Annotated in this window: 12 protein-coding genes; 7 read left to right on the forward strand and 5 right to left on the reverse strand. The window is 52.5% G+C overall.

Annotation, left to right across the window (positions count from 1 at the left end; all coding sequences use genetic code 11):
- Nucleotides 1-36: 36 nt before the first annotated feature.
- Together ACMZ66_RS16185 and ACMZ66_RS16190 are read right to left on the reverse strand one after the other, a co-directional pair.
- Complete coding sequence (locus ACMZ66_RS16185) at nt 37-1,803, reverse strand: sodium:solute symporter family protein (protein WP_416938648.1); 1,767 nt, start codon at nt 1,801-1,803, stop codon at nt 37-39.
- A gap of 25 nt (nt 1,804-1,828) precedes the next feature.
- Entirely contained in the window at nt 1,829-2,089 is a 261-nt protein-coding gene (locus tag ACMZ66_RS16190) for a DUF4212 domain-containing protein (RefSeq protein WP_416938650.1), read from the reverse strand.
- Nucleotides 2,090-2,673: 584 nt separating this feature from the next.
- Here ACMZ66_RS16190 and ettA point away from each other — a divergent pair.
- Nucleotides 2,674-4,353 carry an energy-dependent translational throttle protein EttA gene (ettA, locus tag ACMZ66_RS16195; RefSeq protein WP_416938652.1) on the forward strand — a complete coding sequence of 560 codons (1,680 nt, stop codon included), beginning with the start codon at nt 2,674-2,676 and terminating at the stop codon, nt 4,351-4,353.
- A gap of 132 nt (nt 4,354-4,485) precedes the next feature.
- Here the strand turns inward: ettA and ACMZ66_RS16200 are convergent, their stop codons facing one another.
- Both ACMZ66_RS16200 and ACMZ66_RS16205 read right to left on the reverse strand, forming a co-directional pair.
- Nucleotides 4,486-5,124 (reverse strand): MlaC/ttg2D family ABC transporter substrate-binding protein, encoded by a 639-nt coding sequence (locus ACMZ66_RS16200; protein WP_416938654.1) that lies wholly within the window; start codon nt 5,122-5,124, stop codon nt 4,486-4,488.
- Between the two features lie 9 nt (nt 5,125-5,133).
- Nucleotides 5,134-5,919, reverse strand: coding sequence for a VacJ family lipoprotein (locus tag ACMZ66_RS16205; RefSeq protein WP_416938656.1), 786 nt, complete (start codon nt 5,917-5,919; stop codon nt 5,134-5,136).
- Between the two features lie 307 nt (nt 5,920-6,226).
- Here ACMZ66_RS16205 and ACMZ66_RS16210 point away from each other — a divergent pair, with 307 nt between their 5' ends.
- From ACMZ66_RS16210 to metH, 4 genes are all read left to right on the forward strand, one after another.
- A complete protein-coding gene (locus ACMZ66_RS16210; RefSeq protein ID WP_416938658.1) occupies nt 6,227-7,204 on the forward strand; it encodes an ArsR/SmtB family transcription factor in 978 nt (325 codons plus the stop codon).
- A gap of 63 nt (nt 7,205-7,267) precedes the next feature.
- On the forward strand, nt 7,268-8,158 hold the full coding sequence (gene metF / locus ACMZ66_RS16215) for a methylenetetrahydrofolate reductase (RefSeq protein ID WP_416938660.1): 891 nt from the start codon (nt 7,268-7,270) through the stop codon (nt 8,156-8,158).
- A gap of 52 nt (nt 8,159-8,210) precedes the next feature.
- A complete protein-coding gene (locus tag ACMZ66_RS16220; protein WP_416938662.1) occupies nt 8,211-9,275 on the forward strand; it encodes a homocysteine S-methyltransferase family protein in 1,065 nt (354 codons plus the stop codon).
- Between the two features lie 38 nt (nt 9,276-9,313).
- Nucleotides 9,314-11,962, forward strand: coding sequence for a methionine synthase (metH, locus tag ACMZ66_RS16225; protein WP_416938663.1), 2,649 nt, complete (start codon nt 9,314-9,316; stop codon nt 11,960-11,962).
- A gap of 72 nt (nt 11,963-12,034) precedes the next feature.
- Here the strand turns inward: metH and ACMZ66_RS16230 are convergent, their stop codons facing one another.
- The gene (locus ACMZ66_RS16230; protein ID WP_416938665.1) at nt 12,035-13,279 is read right to left on the reverse strand and encodes a multidrug effflux MFS transporter; all 1,245 of its coding nucleotides are present in this window, start codon (nt 13,277-13,279) and stop codon (nt 12,035-12,037) included.
- Nucleotides 13,280-13,575: 296 nt separating this feature from the next.
- Here ACMZ66_RS16230 and ACMZ66_RS16235 point away from each other — a divergent pair, with 296 nt between their 5' ends.
- Both ACMZ66_RS16235 and wecB read left to right on the forward strand, forming a co-directional pair.
- A complete protein-coding gene (locus ACMZ66_RS16235; RefSeq protein ID WP_416938667.1) occupies nt 13,576-15,369 on the forward strand; it encodes a chloride channel protein in 1,794 nt (597 codons plus the stop codon).
- Nucleotides 15,370-15,553: 184 nt separating this feature from the next.
- Nucleotides 15,554-16,639 carry a non-hydrolyzing UDP-N-acetylglucosamine 2-epimerase gene (wecB, locus tag ACMZ66_RS16240; RefSeq protein WP_416938668.1) on the forward strand — a complete coding sequence of 362 codons (1,086 nt, stop codon included), beginning with the start codon at nt 15,554-15,556 and terminating at the stop codon, nt 16,637-16,639.
- Nucleotides 16,640-16,661: the final 22 nt, after the last annotated feature.

Here is a 16,661-nt window from a genome sequence, read left to right on the forward strand (position 1 = left end):
GGGCCCGCAACAGATTAAGTCAAACCGATTGACCGATTAGTGGTCAATGGCGCCGCTTGCACCTTTCGGTACGCGGATATCTTCAACCATGTGCTGGATATGCTCTGGCGGTTCAGCGGTGACTTTCGACACTGCGAAAGCAACGATGAAGTTCAGAAGCATACCAACGGCACCGATACCTTCCGGCGAGATGCCGAACAGCCAGTTATCCGGCGTATTGGCAATGATCGGATCGAAGAACACACCTTTGTAGGCAAGGATATAGCCCATGGTGAATACAAGACCCGTCAGCATGCCGGCGATCGCACCTTCGCGGTTAACCTTCTTGGAGAAGATCCCCATGATGATAACCGGGAACAGCGACGATGCAGCAAGACCGAAGGCAAAGGCCACGACCTGCGCCACAAATCCGGGCGGGTTGTAACCAAGGTAACCGGCAATCAGGATCGCAACAGCTGCTGCGATACGTCCTGCCATCAGTTCCTGTCCTTCTGTCATGTCTGGCGTAAAGGTACCTTTGAGAAGGTCATGCGATACGCCCGAAGAAATCACAAGCAGTAGACCGGCAGCCGTTGAAAGTGCTGCGGCGATACCACCAGCTGCGACCAGGGCGATGACCCAGTTCGGAAGCTGTGCGATTTCCGGGTTAGCCAGAACCATGATGTCACGGTCAACCGTGAGTTCGTTACCAGCCCAGCCAAATTCAGCTGCTTTGGTTGCAAACTCAGCGTTCGCATCGTTGTAGTACTGGATGCGGCCGTCACCGTTCTTGTCTTCATATTTCAGAAGGCCGGTTGCTTCCCAACGCTTCATCCAGTCCGGACGTTCTTCGTAGGAAAGGTTGCCGTCTTCTGCGCCGACTTCGCCGGTCTGGATGGTTTCGGTCAGGTTCAGGCGAGCCATTGCACCAACTGCCGGAGCGGTGGTGTAAAGCAGCGCGATGAAGACCAGTGCCCAACCAGCCGAGGAACGTGCATCACGCACTTTCGGCACGGTGAAGAAGCGAACGATAACGTGCGGAAGGCCGGCGGTACCAACCATCAGCGCAACGGTGATTGCAAAGATATCAATCGTTGATTTGCTGGTGGTTGTGTATTCAAGGAAGCCGAGTTCCGTCACAACCTGGTTCAGGCGATCAAGCATATATTCGCCAGTGCCATTCACGGTCGAGCCGAATGCCAGCTGCGGCAGCGGATTGCCGGTAAGCTGGAAGGCAATGAAGATTGCCGGAATGGTGTAAGCGACAATAAGAACGCAATATTGAGCAACCTGGGTATAGGTAATGCCCTTCATGCCGCCAAGAACGGCATAGATGAAGACGATGCCCATGCCGACGATCAGGCCGGTCAGGATTTCAACTTCAAGGAAGCGCGAGAACACGATACCAACGCCGCGCATCTGACCTGCCACATAGGTGAACGAGATAAAGATCAGGCAAACAACGGCAACGATACGGGCTGCTTTGGAATAATAACGATCCCCGATGAATTCCGGCACGGTAAACTTGCCATACTTGCGGAGATACGGTGCCAGAAGCATTGCCAGCAGGCAGTAGCCACCGGTCCAACCCATCAGGTAAACCGAGCCGCCATAGCCAAGGAAGGCAATAAGACCAGCCATAGAGATGAAGGAAGCAGCGGACATCCAGTCAGCTGCAGTCGCCATACCGTTGACGACCGGGTTAACACCTTTGCCAGCGACGTAAAACTCGCCGGTGGTGCTCGCCTTGGCCCAGATCGCGATGCCGATATACAGCGCGAAGCTCAAGCCGACGGCAATATAAGTAAGGGTAGTAAGATCCATTTTGTCTGTCTCCCCAGATCCAGCGTCAATCGTCGTCTTCGTGAACGTCGAATTCGCGGTCCAGACTGTTCATCTTCGACACATAGACGAAAATCAATGCGACAAAGACATAGATGGACCCTTGTTGAGCAAACCAGAAACCAAGCTGGAAGCCCGCAATTTCGATACTGTTAAGGGCATCGACAAACAGAATGCCGAAACCGTAGGAAACGATGAACCAGATCACAATAAGGGATGCGACCAGCTTCACGTTTCTCTTCCAGTAGGCTGCGCTTTGTTCATCCATCGCGCGTCTCCTTCCTAGAAATGACAACTTCCCCTGCCGACATCTTGTGTTGTTCTTTTCCGTCGGCTGCATGAATTAGATGCAATGAAGGCGTTGTGACACAATCATTGCCTCTGAACGTCGATACCAGCTTTCCGAATTCCCCAGAAGCTAATCATTAGTCGTATAGAACAGGGTGTTAGGTCGGATTCCACAAATCAGAACTGTGTGAATAACTGAACATTTCTGCCGTTTTTTCACGTTGTGCGGTGCAATATTTTTGGTTGAAATTTGGGTGAGAATAAAACGCAAAAAGATTGCTTCAAGCCCTCTAAATCGCCAAATTCGACGACTATCAAACGTGAGTGACCGGATTCTTGCGTGGCAGATTGCGGGTATTTGCGCTGTGAGATGATGCTAAATGCGGTGTTTGTGATACTCGCGGGGCCTTGCTTTGCAATAGATGTAGCCATGTGCGGTTTGAAGTTGTTAAGCGCCAGCCGGTCGGTTACAAACGGGCACAGTATTTCAGGCATGTTGACCCACATGCCGTAGTGATCCGGTCCAGCGGGACCGGACCCAACGAATTTTGGATGGGGAATTTAATGGCATCCTACCAGTATATTTACGTCATGAAGGGCCTGACCAAGATCCTTCCGGGCGGTCGCGAACTTTTCAAGGGCATCACGCTGTCCTTCCTGCCGGGCGTAAAGATCGGTGTTCTAGGGAACAACGGCGCAGGTAAATCGACCCTGCTGAAAATCATGGCTGGAATCGAAAAGGATTTCGCCGGTGAAGCATGGCCGGCAGAAGGCGTGAATGTTGGTTACCTTGAACAGGAACCGCAGCTTGACCCGGCCAAGGACGTTCTTGGCAACGTGATGGAAGGTTGTGGCCAGGTTGTTGACGATCTTGCGCGCTTTAACGAAATCAGCGCCAAATTCGCCGAGCCGATGACCGATGACGAAATGAATGATCTCCTTGCAGAGCAGGGTGAACTTCAGGAACGCATCGATGCGGCAAACGGCTGGGATCTTGAGCGTACGCTTGAAATCGCCATGGACGCGCTGCGTTGCCCGCCCAAAGATTCAGACGTCACCAAGCTGTCTGGTGGTGAGCGCCGCCGTGTTGCACTTTGCCGCCTGTTGCTCGCAAAGCCTGACATTCTGCTTCTTGACGAACCGACCAACCACCTTGACGCTAAATCGGTTGCCTGGCTTGAGCGTCACCTGGAAGACTATCAGGGTACTGTTATTCTCGTTACCCACGATCGTTACTTCCTTGATAACGTTACCGGCTGGATCCTTGAACTCGACCGTGGTCAGGGCATCCCGTACGAAGGCAACTATTCATCCTGGCTGGAACAGAAACAGAAGCGTCTGGCACAGGAAGCCCGTCAGGAAGGCAACCGTCAGAAGCAGCTTGCATCTGAACTTGACTGGATCCGTCAGAACCCGAAAGGCCGTCAGGCGAAATCCAAGGCCCGTGTTCGTGCCTATGATGATCTCGTCGCCGAAGCCGCAAAAGCAGTTCCGGATTCGACCAAGATCGTTATTCCGGTTTCCGAGCGTCTGGGTAACGAAGTTATCACAGCAGACGGCTTGACCAAGGCGTTTGGTGACAAGCTTCTGTTTGATGATCTGCATTTCCGCCTGCCGCCGGGTGGTATCGTTGGTGTGATTGGTCCGAACGGTGCGGGTAAAACCACCCTGTTCAAGATGCTGACCGGCGCCGACACCCCGGATGCGGGTTCGCTCAAGATCGGTGACACCGTCAAGATGGGCTATGTCGATCAGTCGCGTGACTCGCTTGATCCGAACAAGACCGTTTGGCAGGAAGTTTCCGATGGTCTTGACGAGATCCTTCTGGGTAAACGTCCGATGAGCTCGCGTGCTTATGTTTCGCAGTTCGCCTTCAAAGGTGCGGACCAGCAGAAAAAAGTCGGCCAGCTTTCGGGTGGTGAACGTAACCGCGTCCATCTTGCCAAGATGCTGAAATCCGGCGCGAACGTCCTGCTGCTTGACGAACCGACCAACGATCTTGACGTTGATACGCTTCGTGCTCTGGAAGAAGGTCTTCTGGAATTTGCCGGTTGTGCTGTGGTTATCTCGCACGATCGCTTCTTCCTCGACCGTATCGCGACCCATATCCTGGCTTACGAAGGCAACTCGCATGTCGAGTGGTTCGAAGGTAACTATCAGGAATATGAAGCGGATTACAAACGCCGCTATGGTGAAGAGGCAAGCCGCCCGCACCGCATCAAGTACAAGCCGCTTACCCGTTAATCGGCAAGTCGGATCTGATACGCAAAAGGCCACCTTCGGGCGGCCTTTTTGTTTTGGGATATGTTGGATAAATAAAAAAGCCACCAACCCGAAGGCGGTGGCTTTTGAAAACAGGCTTAACGCTGACGTCGATTAAAGGCCGGTTTTGGCCTTCAGCGCCTTGGTCAGTGCGCTGACATCATCATTGTTCTGCTGAATGACCGAGGTGAATTCATCGCGCTGGGTGATGCCCATGCTCAGACCTTCGATCGAAACATCGATGATCTTGAAGGCATCGCCAAACATACGCATGCGCCAGACAATATTGACCGGCGGGCCGTCCGGACGGACGAACTGCGAATTCACAAAGGTGTCTTTGTTCTTTTCAGTCTCGTTGCCGACAACGAACTGTTCACCGTTAAATTCTTTGAACTGGTTGGCATAGTTCAATGCCAGATAGTTCTGAAGAAGGTTGGCAAACTCGTTCATTTCTGCATCGGAAATCGAACGCCAGTAACGACCCAGAACGAAGCGTGACACAACATCCATCGCAAAGTAGCGATCCATCAGGGCCACAAACTTCTTGCGGCGGACATCATCGGCAAGCGTCTGGTCGGTAAGTTCTACCATCGCCTGATCAGCCAGGGACTGAATAACGGTCGAAGCGCTGGTTTCAGCAGCTACTTCGACAATAGCAGGCGTATTGGCAGGAGCGGCATTCGCAGTGCCAGTCCAAGCTGCTGCAACGGCAATCATTGCAGCAGTGGAGATGGCTATTTTGCTATGTGCCATGACGTGCTCTTACTGGTTGGCAGCTTCGACGGCTTCGTCGAAGTCAAATGACGCACTCTCATCTTCAATGGCAGCGGTCTGCGCCGGTGCGCCATTGCGGATCAAAGTATTACGCTGCTGACGATACAGGCTGCGCAGTGCGGCATAGTAATCAATCGACGACTTCTGAAGTTCGTTGAGCTGATTAACCGTTGCGTAACGCGTATGAAGCGCAGTCAGGCCAAGCGAGCCAAGATACAGTGCTTCTGCAGTGTCGCTGTTTTCGGCACCCCAAGTAAGCGGGTTGGCAACATAGTCAACACCGATACCAACGGTATCACGCAGGTTGGACGGGCCAAGCAGCGGCAAAACAATGTAAGGGCCGCCACCGATGCCGTAATGGGCAAGGGTCTGGCCGAAATCTTCACGACGATACGGAATGCCGAAATCAGCAGCCACGTCGTTAAACCCGAGGAAACCAAGGGTAGAGTTCATTATGAAACGCTGGAACGAGGCAGCAGCCTGATCGGGATCGCCCTGCAGCAACGCGTTGAAAGAGTTCAACGGCTCGTTAATGTTGCGCACGAAGCTTGCGACCGAGGTTTTGACCGGTTCCGGGGCAATGTCGCGGTACCACATTGCGGCGGGGTACAGGACCATGAAGTCGACTGCACCGTTCACGCCATGAATGACGCGGTTTACCGGTTCAATCGGATCATAATCACTCAGATCCTGTGCGGGTTCTGTCGATGCACACGCGGTCAGCAGAGACAGCGATCCAGCAGCGCAGAGTGAAAGCAGAGCTCGAAACTTCATTATTTTTAGCCAACCGATGTTCGATACATAGACTTCCCCTGACCCAAGACGTCTCGTGATGCGGGGCACCAAAAAACGTTACCGATCAACTTCCTGCTCAAGAAGCGCGATCACGTAGCGTATACGTCTCGAATATCCATGTGGTTAGCATAGGGCGATTTTAAACACCAGCATACAAAAAGTTGAAAAGGATCAAGCGGTTTTTCGGTGTGACTTTTTTGCAATACCCCTTTTGGAGGGGAAAATAGCCCTTGAATAAATATAAACATATCTTTATATCTTTCTCGTGTAAGCGGGAGGCATTGATATGGAACAGGTTCTGGCAAGATTGCGCGCTGCGGCCGAAGCAACGAGGCTTCGTTTGCTGGCGATTTGCGCTGAGTGCGAACTGACCGTCAGTGAAATCACCCAAATCATCGGCCAAAGCCAACCACGCGTTTCCCGGCATCTGAAGCTGTTGTGCGAAGCAGGTTTGCTTGTGCAATTCCGCGAAGGTACCTGGGTGTTCTATCGCACGCCACATTCCGGCCCTGGCGCAGATTTGGTGCAGCCGGTTCTTGATCTGCTGCCCAAGGATGATGAAACGCTTTCGCTTGATCGTGCGCGTCTTGATCAGGTCAAGGCGCAGCGTGAAAAGATCGCGACCGAATATTTCCGTGCCAATGCTGAAGACTGGGACCAGATCAGATCCCTTCATGTTGATGAAGCGGTCGTCGAGCAGGCACTTTTAAATGCTGTCGGTGATCTTAGTGGTGGCCGCATCCTTGATATCGGTACCGGTACGGGCCGTATCCTTGAGCTTTTGGGACGTAATGCCGAAGAAGGTGTCGGTGTCGATATGTCGCGCGAGATGTTGGCCGTTGCCCGTGCACGCCTTCAGCGCGCTGATCTGTCAAATTGCCTTGTGCGGCAGGCCGATATGTATCAGCTGCCATATCCGGGCGGCATGTTTGATGTCGTGACCCTGCATCAGGTTCTGCACTTTGCCGAAAAGCCGGATGCCGCAATTGCTGAAGCTGCGCGCGTGCTGGCACCAGGTGGCAAGCTTGTGGTGGTCGACTTCGCACCGCATGACCGGGACGAGCTTCGCGAAGAGCACGCCCATCGTCGCCTTGGCTTTGAAGATTCATCACTGGGTACGTGGTTTCGCGCATGTGAACTTGTGCACGACAATGTCATAAACCTGCCGGGCAAGCCGCTAACCGTAAGGATTTGGGCGGCCCATGCTGGTGCGGGTGAAATGACACAAAACACATCGAATAACTCAGATAAGGCTGCGGAATAACCGCAAGCCATCCCGAGATACCAAAGACCCGATCAGCGGGAACGTGAACACAGGATTGATAAGATGACGGTTCAAAACAGCAACACAGCACGCACCAATCTGCGGGTTTCCTTCGAATTCTTTCCGCCGAAAACGGAAAAGATGGAAGAAACCATGTGGCGCTCAATCCATCGACTGGCACCGCTGAACCCGTCATTTGTCTCTGTTACCTATGGGGCAGGCGGCACCACCCGTGACCGTACCCATGGTAGTGTTACCCGCATTCAGGGCGAAACCGGCATTCCGGCCGCAGCACACCTGACCTGTGTCGGTCACACCAAGGATGAGATCGAACAGATCGCACGCAAATATTGGGATGAAGGCATTCGTTCCATTGTAGCCCTGCGTGGTGATCTTCCTGATGCCGGTGATACTTATGAGCCGACCCCGGGTGGCTATCCGTATGCGGTTGATTTGGTCGCGGGCCTTAAGGAAATTGCCGATTTCGACATTTCAGTCTCTGCCTATCCGGAAAAGCATCCCGATGCGCCAAGTGCTGATTTCGAGATCGATTATCTCAAACGCAAAATCGATGCAGGCGCAAACCGTGCGATCACGCAGTTCTTCTTTGATAACGACACCTATCTGCGCTTCCGCGATAAATGTGTTGCTGCCGGGATTGATGCTCCGATTGTACCGGGCATTCTTCCGGTCACGAATTTCGGATCACTGTTGAAGTTTGCCGATATGTGCGGTGCGTCGGTGCCTGAACGCCTGCATTGGCGTTTTGACGGTCTGGATGAAGACCCCGATACGCGTCGCATGGTTGCATTCCACGAAGCAATTTCACAGGTTGAAGGGCTGATGAAAGAAGGGGTCACTGATTTCCACTTCTATACCCTTAACCGTGCTGAACTGACCTATGCCATCTGCCATGCGCTGGGCATTCGCGGAACGGACAAGGCTGCGGCCTGACGTTCGAACCCGCTTTACCCGAAACGCATGATTTAAAGACTGGATGAAAAAGATGAATGATCGCAAGGAACGCATTGCCCTGCTGCGCAAACGGGCGGAAGAAAAAATTCTGATCCTTGATGGCGCAATGGGCACCATGATCCAGAAGCACAAACTGACCGAGGAAGATTACCGCGGTGAACGCTTTGCCGACTGGAAACAGGACGTAAAGGGCAATAACGACCTTCTGTCGCTGACCCAGCCGGACATCATCAAGGACATTCATCTGCAATATATCGCGGCTGGTGCGGACCTTCAGGGTACCAACACCTTTAGTGCGACGACCATTGCGCAGGCCGACTATGCGATGGAAGAACTGGCATATGAGATCAACTACGAAAGTGCCAAGATCGCGCGCGCTGCCTGTGATGAGTGGGAAGCAGCCCATCCTGGTGATGTGCGTTTCGTAAATGGTGCAATCGGCCCGACCAACCGTACCGCTTCAATTTCGCCCGATGTGAACAATCCGGGCTTCCGCGCTATTACCTTTGATCAGCTCAAAGAGGCTTACAAAGAAGCGGCCAACGGCCTTCTTGATGGTGGTGCGGATACGCTTCTGGTCGAAACGATCTTTGATACGCTCAATGCCAAGGCGGCCCTGTTTGCGATTGATGAAGTGCTTGAAGAACGCGGCGAAGATGTTCCGGTTCTGATTTCAGGTACCATCACCGATGCATCGGGTCGTACGCTGTCGGGCCAGACGACTGAAGCGTTTTATAACTCGGTCCGTCATTGCAAGCCGTTTTCGATCGGTTTGAACTGCGCATTGGGTGCGGCACAGCTCCGTCCCTATGTTCAGGAACTCTCGCGTATTGCCGAGTGCCGCGTTTCGGTTTATCCCAACGCGGGCCTTCCGAACGAATTTGGCGAATATGATCAGTCCGATGCCGAAATGGCAGCACTGGTCAAGGAGTGGGCGGAAACCGGTATGGTGAACCTTCTGGGGGGCTGCTGTGGCACGACCCCGCCGCACATCAAGGCGATTGCCGATGCGGTTGCCAATGCCAAACCCCGTTCGGTGCCAAAGCTTGCGCCAAGAATGCGTTTGTCCGGCCTTGAGCCGTTTGACGCTGCCTAGAACCGATATTGATTGCTGAAAAGAGATCGAACAGACCCATGACCGACATTTCTAAATTCATCAATATTGGCGAACGGACAAACGTTGCTGGTTCCCTGAAATTCAAAAAGCTGATCGTTGAAGAAGATTACGATGCAGCCTTGGAAATTGCCCGCCAGCAGGTCGAAAACGGCGCACAGATCATCGACATCAACATGGATGATGCGATGCTCGATGCCGAAACGGCGATGGTGAAATTCATCAACCTGATCGCAGCCGAACCAGATATCGCGCGCGTGCCGATTATGGTTGATAGTTCCAAATGGAACGTGATTAAATCCGGCCTTAAATGCCTGCAGGGCAAAGGCATCGTGAACTCGATCAGCCTGAAAGAGGGTGACGAGCCCTTCATCGCCCAGGCGAAACTGTTGCGCCGTTACGGTGCGGCTGTTGTCGTTATGGCGTTCGATGAAAAAGGTCAGGCTGACACGGTTGATCGCAAGTTCGAAATCTGCAAACGCAGCTACGACACGCTGGTTGAAAAAGTCGGTTTCCCGCCAGAAGACATCATTTTCGATCCGAACATCTTTGCTGTCGCGACTGGTATCGAAGAACACGACAATTATGCAGTCGACTTCATCGAAGCCTGTAAGCTGATCAAAAAACACCTGCCATATGCCAAGATTTCCGGTGGTGTGTCGAACGTGTCCTTCTCGTTCCGTGGTAACAACCCGGTCCGCGAAGCGATGCATTCGGTCTTCTTGTATCACGCGATCAAGGCCGGGTTGGATATGGGCATTGTTAATGCCGGTCAGCTGGTTGTGTATGAAGAAATCCCGGCAGAACTGCGTGAACGCGTTGAAGACGTCATTCTAAACCGCCGTCCGGATGCAACTGACCGTTTGCTTGAAGTTGCCGAGAAATACAAAGGTACGGGTGGACCTGAAAAGAAAGCCGACCTTGAATGGCGTAAAAAGCCGGTCAATGAACGTCTGGCCCATGCGCTGGTCAACGGTATTGCCGAGTTCGTCGAAGAAGACACCGAAGAAGCCCGTCAGCAGGCCGATAAGCCGCTGCACGTGATCGAAGGTCCTTTGATGGACGGTATGAACATTGTTGGTGACCTGTTTGGTGCCGGTAAGATGTTCCTGCCACAGGTTGTTAAGTCGGCCCGTGTGATGAAAAAGGCGGTCGCGTATCTGATCCCGTTCATCGAAGAGGAAAAAGACGGTGTCCGTGAAACCAACGGTAAAATCCTGCTTGCGACCGTAAAGGGCGATGTCCATGACATCGGCAAGAACATCGTGGGCGTGGTTCTGCAATGTAATAACTTCGAGGTCCTTGACCTTGGCGTGATGGTACCGACCCAGAAGATCATCGAAACGGCCAAGACCGAAAATGTCGATATGATCGGTCTGTCGGGCCTGATTACCCCGTCGCTTGAAGAAATGACCTATGTCGCGGCCGAAATGGAACGCGAAGGTCTTGATATCCCGCTTCTGATCGGTGGGGCGACGACGTCGAAGGTTCATACCGCAGTCAAGATCGCACCGAACTACAACAAGTCCGTCGTTTACGTCATCGATGCGTCACGTGCCGTTGGTGTTGCAAGTCAGCTGGTATCGGAAACCCATCGCGAACGCTTTGCGGCTGAAATCCGCAATGAATATATTGCGATGGCTGAAAAGCATGCTGCCCAACAGTTGCAGAAGAAGCGTTTTGCCATTGCCGATGCACGCGCCAACAAGGTGCAGATTGATTGGGATGCCTATGAAGTCCCGGCACCTTTGAAGCCGGGTATCACGGTATTCGAAGAGTTCGATCTGGAAGAGCTGGTGTCACGCTTTGACTGGAAGCCGTTCTTTGAGACCTGGGAATTGCATGGTCGTTTCCCCGATATCCTCAAGGACGAAACCGTCGGCGAAACCGCGCGTGGTCTTTATGATGATGCGCAGGCGATGCTCAAGAAAATCGTTGCTGAAAAATGGTTCAAGCCGCGCGCCGTTGTTGGCATCTGGCCGGCCAATTCGATTGGTGATGATATCGAAGTCACCCCGGCGCCTGATCAGAATGAACCGGTTATGTTGCGGACCTTGCGTCAGCAGATGTATCGCGAAAACAACAAGCGTCCGAACCGTGCACTGGCCGATTACATCGCACCGAAAGACAGCGGCAAGACCGACTATATCGGCGGCTTTGTCGTAACGGCTGGCCCGCAGGTTGAAGAAATCGCATCGAAGCTTGAAGCCGATCATGACGATTACAACTCGATCTTGGTCAAGGCACTGGGCGATCGCTTTGCCGAAGCCTTTGCCGAGCGCATGCATGAAAAGGTCCGTAAGGAGCTTTGGGGCTACGCATCGGACGAAGCGCTTAAGAACGAAGATCTGATTGCCGAAAACTATCGCGGTATCCGTCCGGCACCGGGGTATCCGGCCTGCCCGGAACATACCGAAAAACGGACTTTGTGGTCGTTGCTCAACGCTGAAAAGAATGTCGGTGTGTCCTTGACCGAAAGCTGTGCCATGACCCCGGCATCCTCGGTCAGCGGTTTCTATTTTGCCAATCCGGAAGCCAAATATTTCGGCCTTGGCAAGATCGAACGCGATCAGGTCGAAAGCTATGCCGAGCGTAAGGGCATGACCCTTGCCGAAGCAGAACGCTGGTTGGCACCGAACCTGAATTACGATCCGCGTCAGGCCAACTAAGCCTGATCGGTCGCAATAAAAAGCCCCGCAGACTGCACTCTGCGGGGCTTTTTTAATGCCATATTGCTTGGGTTAATGCGTCGCGTGACAGAATTTGCCGCGCTCGGTAATGCCGACAATGGCAATCCCGATCAATCCCAACACGAAATACCCACCCAGAAGCGGAATGACCGTGCCATCAAACTGTTGGCCGATAATGCCACCGGCGACAACACCGATCAGGGTGCTATAGAGGCCAATCACCGATGACGCGGTTCCGGCAATTGCGCCAACCGGCTCCATCGCCAGAGAATTGAAATTCGGCATGGTCAGCGAGAAGCAAAACAGCGTCATCGTCAGCCCAATCCCAAACAGCCAAAGCGGCGGTTTACCATCAAAGCCAATCGCGATCAGAACATTCACAAGGCTGCTTGCCGTCATGAAGAAAAGCGCTGCATGGGAAATCTTGTGCATGCCAAGCTTACGCACGAGGCGCGCGTTAACGAATGACGAGAAACTCATGCAAGCGGCAATCATGCCAAATGCCAGCGGGAACCAGACGCCAAGACCATAAACTTCGGTCTCGAAAATCTGCTGAGCCGATCCGATATAGGCCATCAGGCAAGCAAACATCACGCCCATAACCGTCGCGTAGCCAAATGACTGGCGATTGGTCACGGTTGTTTTGATGTCACGTGCAATCCGGCGTGCTGAAAGCTTGTGCCGATATTCCGGATGCAGGGTTTCTGGCATCCGCAGCAAATACCAGCAGACAATCAAAATCGCCAAAATCAGCGTGCTAACAAAGATCATGTGCCAGTTCGAAAGCGCAAGGATCAGGCTTCCGGATGCCGGGGCAAACACCGGAAGGATAATGAACACCATCATGACAAACGACATGACGCGCGCCATCTCGCGGCCTTCAAAGCAATCACGTGTGATCGCCATGGTCAGAACGCGCGGCGCTGCGGCACCAAGTCCCTGGACAAAACGTGCAATCAGAAGATGCTCGTAACTATCAGCAAAGATCGCCATGACCGTGCCAATCGCATAAATGCCAAGACCGGCAATCAGTGTCGGGCGGCGGCCAAAACTATCGGCAAGCGGGCCATAAACAATCTGCATCAGGCCAAAGGCGATCATGAAGACATAGATCAGCATCTGCATGCGATTGCCGTCTTCAATATTGAAATCAGCCGCAATCGGCCCAAATGCCGGAAGCAGGTTATCAATCGACAGGGCGACAAGCCCGATCGTGATGGCCATCAGACAAACAAATTCAGCAAAGCCGGGTAGCGGTCTTGCCGCTGTGCTACCCGTTGGTCGGGGATCGTTCATTTTTTGGGTTCCGTTTTAGAACGGTGGGTGGCGTCGCCTGGCATGTGCGCACAAAGACAGCGCAAGATGCCGTGACTTCCCCGAATAGGACAATGATCGTTTCTTGAAAAAGGGCGACGGATCAGACCACTGGCTAAATCAGGGTCAATTGTTGTGCCACATCCGGGATGATCAATCAACGATGGTCAGAAATGTGAAAATAGACATGGTCTTTCGGGGATTTACCCTTTATTCGCAGGAAACTGTGATCCTAATATCGTTTTCACGAATATTTCGCCAACCCCGGTAATGCTGACATGGCTGAAAAGCTTCTTAAATCGAACATCCTTTTGAACCGAATGCGCCGCCTTGTAAAAAGCGAGCAGCTCGTTCTGTCGATTTTGGCTTTGGTTGTCGGGGCGATGGGCGGCGGTGGTGCGATCCTGTTTCGCGACGGGCTTTTGTTTATCCAGTCATTGGTTTATGGCACCGGTGATGAAGCATTACATACCTATCTTAGGGCCTTGCCCGCCTGGCATCTGATTGCCGGGCCGACCATCGGTGGTCTGATTGTTGGTATCTTTATATATAAATTCCTACCCGACCGTCGGCCGCATGGTGTGGCCGATGTGATTGATGCGGCATCGTTTCATGATGCGCGCATGTCGACCCGATGCGGGATTAAAAGCGCGGTGGCAAGTGCGGTGTCACTTGGAAGCGGCGCTTCGCTTGGCCGTGAGGGGCCCGTGGTCCATATGGGCGCATCCTTTGGTGCCTGGCTTGCGCGCGTGCTTCATTTGCGCCGTTCGGCGTCACGTACGCTTTTGGGATGTGGCGTGGCGTCTGCGGTGGCGGCATCGTTTAATGCGCCGTTGGCAGGTGCGCTGTTTGCCCATGAAGTTGCCCTTGGTCACTATGCCCTGACGGCCTTTGCGCCAATTGTGTTGGCATCGGTGACCGGGACAATCATTACCCGACTTTATTACGGTGATGATGTCGCCTTCCTGATCCCAGGCCATGAAATTCAGTCCTTCTGGGAATTCCCGGCCTTTGCATTGCTTGGCATTTTGGCCGGTGTGACGGCGATGCTGGTTGTTCGGGCGATCCCGGTTGTCAAAAAGGTTGCTGATCAGGCCAAAGCACCGCTTTGGCTGCGCCCGGCCATTGCGGGTTTGATTGTCGGCATCATTGGCCTTGGCTTCCCGCAGATTGTCGGGGTTGGCTATGGCGCGATGAACGAAGCGCTTTATGAATATTATGATTTCCCGTTCCTGATCGGCTTGCTGTTTGCCAAGGCATTCGTGGTTTCGATCTGTATGGGCCTTGGTTTTGCGGGCGGGATGTTTAGTCCGTCATTGTTCCTCGGTGCAATGCTGGGCGGAGCGTTTGGCATTCTTGCAACCAGCGTGTTTCCCGAATTCTCATCGGGTCACGGGGCATATGCGTTGGTCGGCATGGGGGCGGTGGCCGCAGCCATTTTGGGGGCGCCAATTTCGACCACATTGATGATGTTTGAGCTGACAGGTGACTACGCCCTGACCGTCGGCGTGATGGTGGCATCGGTTCTGGCATCGGTTGTGATGGATCAGTTCCAGGGCGGTTCGTTCTTCCAGTGGCAGTTGAAATGCCGTGGCCTTTCGACCCGATGGGGCAGGGAAGTCAATTTGCTGCGCATGATGAAGGTTGCTGACATCATGAAGCGCGAATACGAAACCGTGCCGCTGACAGAAGGTCTTCCGACGGTGCGTGAAAAGCTTATCAATGCGCCTTATTCCGAACTGTTCGTGATTGATGAACAGGGCAAACTGCATGGCACGATCACGCTGACCGATCTGCGTCACGCTGCCTTTGACCCCAATCTTGGTGCAGAAGTCACTGCGGGCGAGGTTGCCAGATCAAAGCCGCCGGTTCTGTATCGGACAGACAGCATCGAAAAAGCCGTCCGCCTGATGGAGCAAACCGGTGAAGAACATCTTCCGGTACTGAACAGCGAAGAAGAACGCCAAATGATCGGTTTTGTTCACGAGAAGGACGCGATGATGGCGTACAACAACGCGCTTCTTGAACTGCACAGCGAAGAACGCGGCGACGCGCCGCCCAAGCTGTTTTAGCTTATACCGAAAAACAGAACAATCATACAACTGAGCGTGCAGCCAAATACTCAGTGCTGATCAGAGAACAATAGACAATTATTGGCAATAAAGGTAACAAGCACTTTATTATCGTACCCATTGCTGCTTTGTTCAACAATCTCGAACTGCGCTAGTACAAAACAGAACCAAAGTGATTTTTGTGATGAAGATCCATCTTATTGCAGGGGCTAGGCCAAATTTCATGAAGATTGCGCCATTGTGGCATCAAATGACAGCAGTCGAGGGGCTCTCGCCAGTGTTGGTGCATACTGGGCAACATTATTCTGAAAATATGTCGGATAGTATCTTTCGAGATCTAGCTTTGCCGCCTCCGGCTTACAATTTGGGTGTAGGCGGTGGACGTCACGGTGAACAAACTGGCAAAACGATGGTTGCTTATGAACGGGTTTGTGATGAAGACAAGCCGGATGCTGTTCTAGTGGTCGGAGATGTGAACTCCACTCTAGCGGCAGCGCTGGTGGCAAAAAAGTTGAATAGGAATGTGATACATCTCGAAGCAGGCTTGAGAAGCTTTGATCGCAGTATGCCTGAGGAAATTAATAGGGTTGCAACCGACGCAATTTCTGACTTGTTACTGACACCATCGATAGATGCGGATGCCAATCTAGAAAAAGAAGGCGTGGACCGTTCGCGCATTATTCGCGTTGGTAACATAATGATCGATAGTTTGGAAATGTTGCGAAACAGGATTGAGCATACACAAGTCTGGGAGAAGCTAGGTTTACACGATAAAGAATATGTCGTCGTGACAATGCATCGACCCTCCAACGTAGATGATCCTAATCGTTTGGAGAAGCTTGTAGCTGTCTTGGAGAGGTTATCTCAGCAGCAGAAAGTTTGTTTTCCTCTTCACCCAAGAACACATCTCGCGCTCAAGCGAGCACAGTTGTTGCCGCGTCTTGATAGCGCAGGGGTCCTTACTCTTGAGCCTATGTCCTACATTGAATTCATGAGTTTGATGATGAGCTCAATGTACATGCTGACAAACTCTGGTGGAATTCAAGAGGAGGCGTCTTATGTTGGGATTCCGTGTTTCACATTGCGAGACAATACGGAACGTCCAATAACCATAACAGAAGGTACTAATCAGCTGGTTACTATCGATAGTGTTTTTGACGAGGTTGCCAAGTGTGGCTCCGTTCTCAGAATGCGAAGAGCTGCGAACATAGATATGTGGGATGGCCGTACTGCAGGGAGAGTAATTTCCGCAATTAGCAAGTTCTTCTAAATGGTATGTTAGTGTGAATGTA

The organism is Thalassospira sp., assembly GCF_048059015.1.
GTDB lineage: Bacteria > Pseudomonadota > Alphaproteobacteria > Rhodospirillales > Thalassospiraceae > Thalassospira.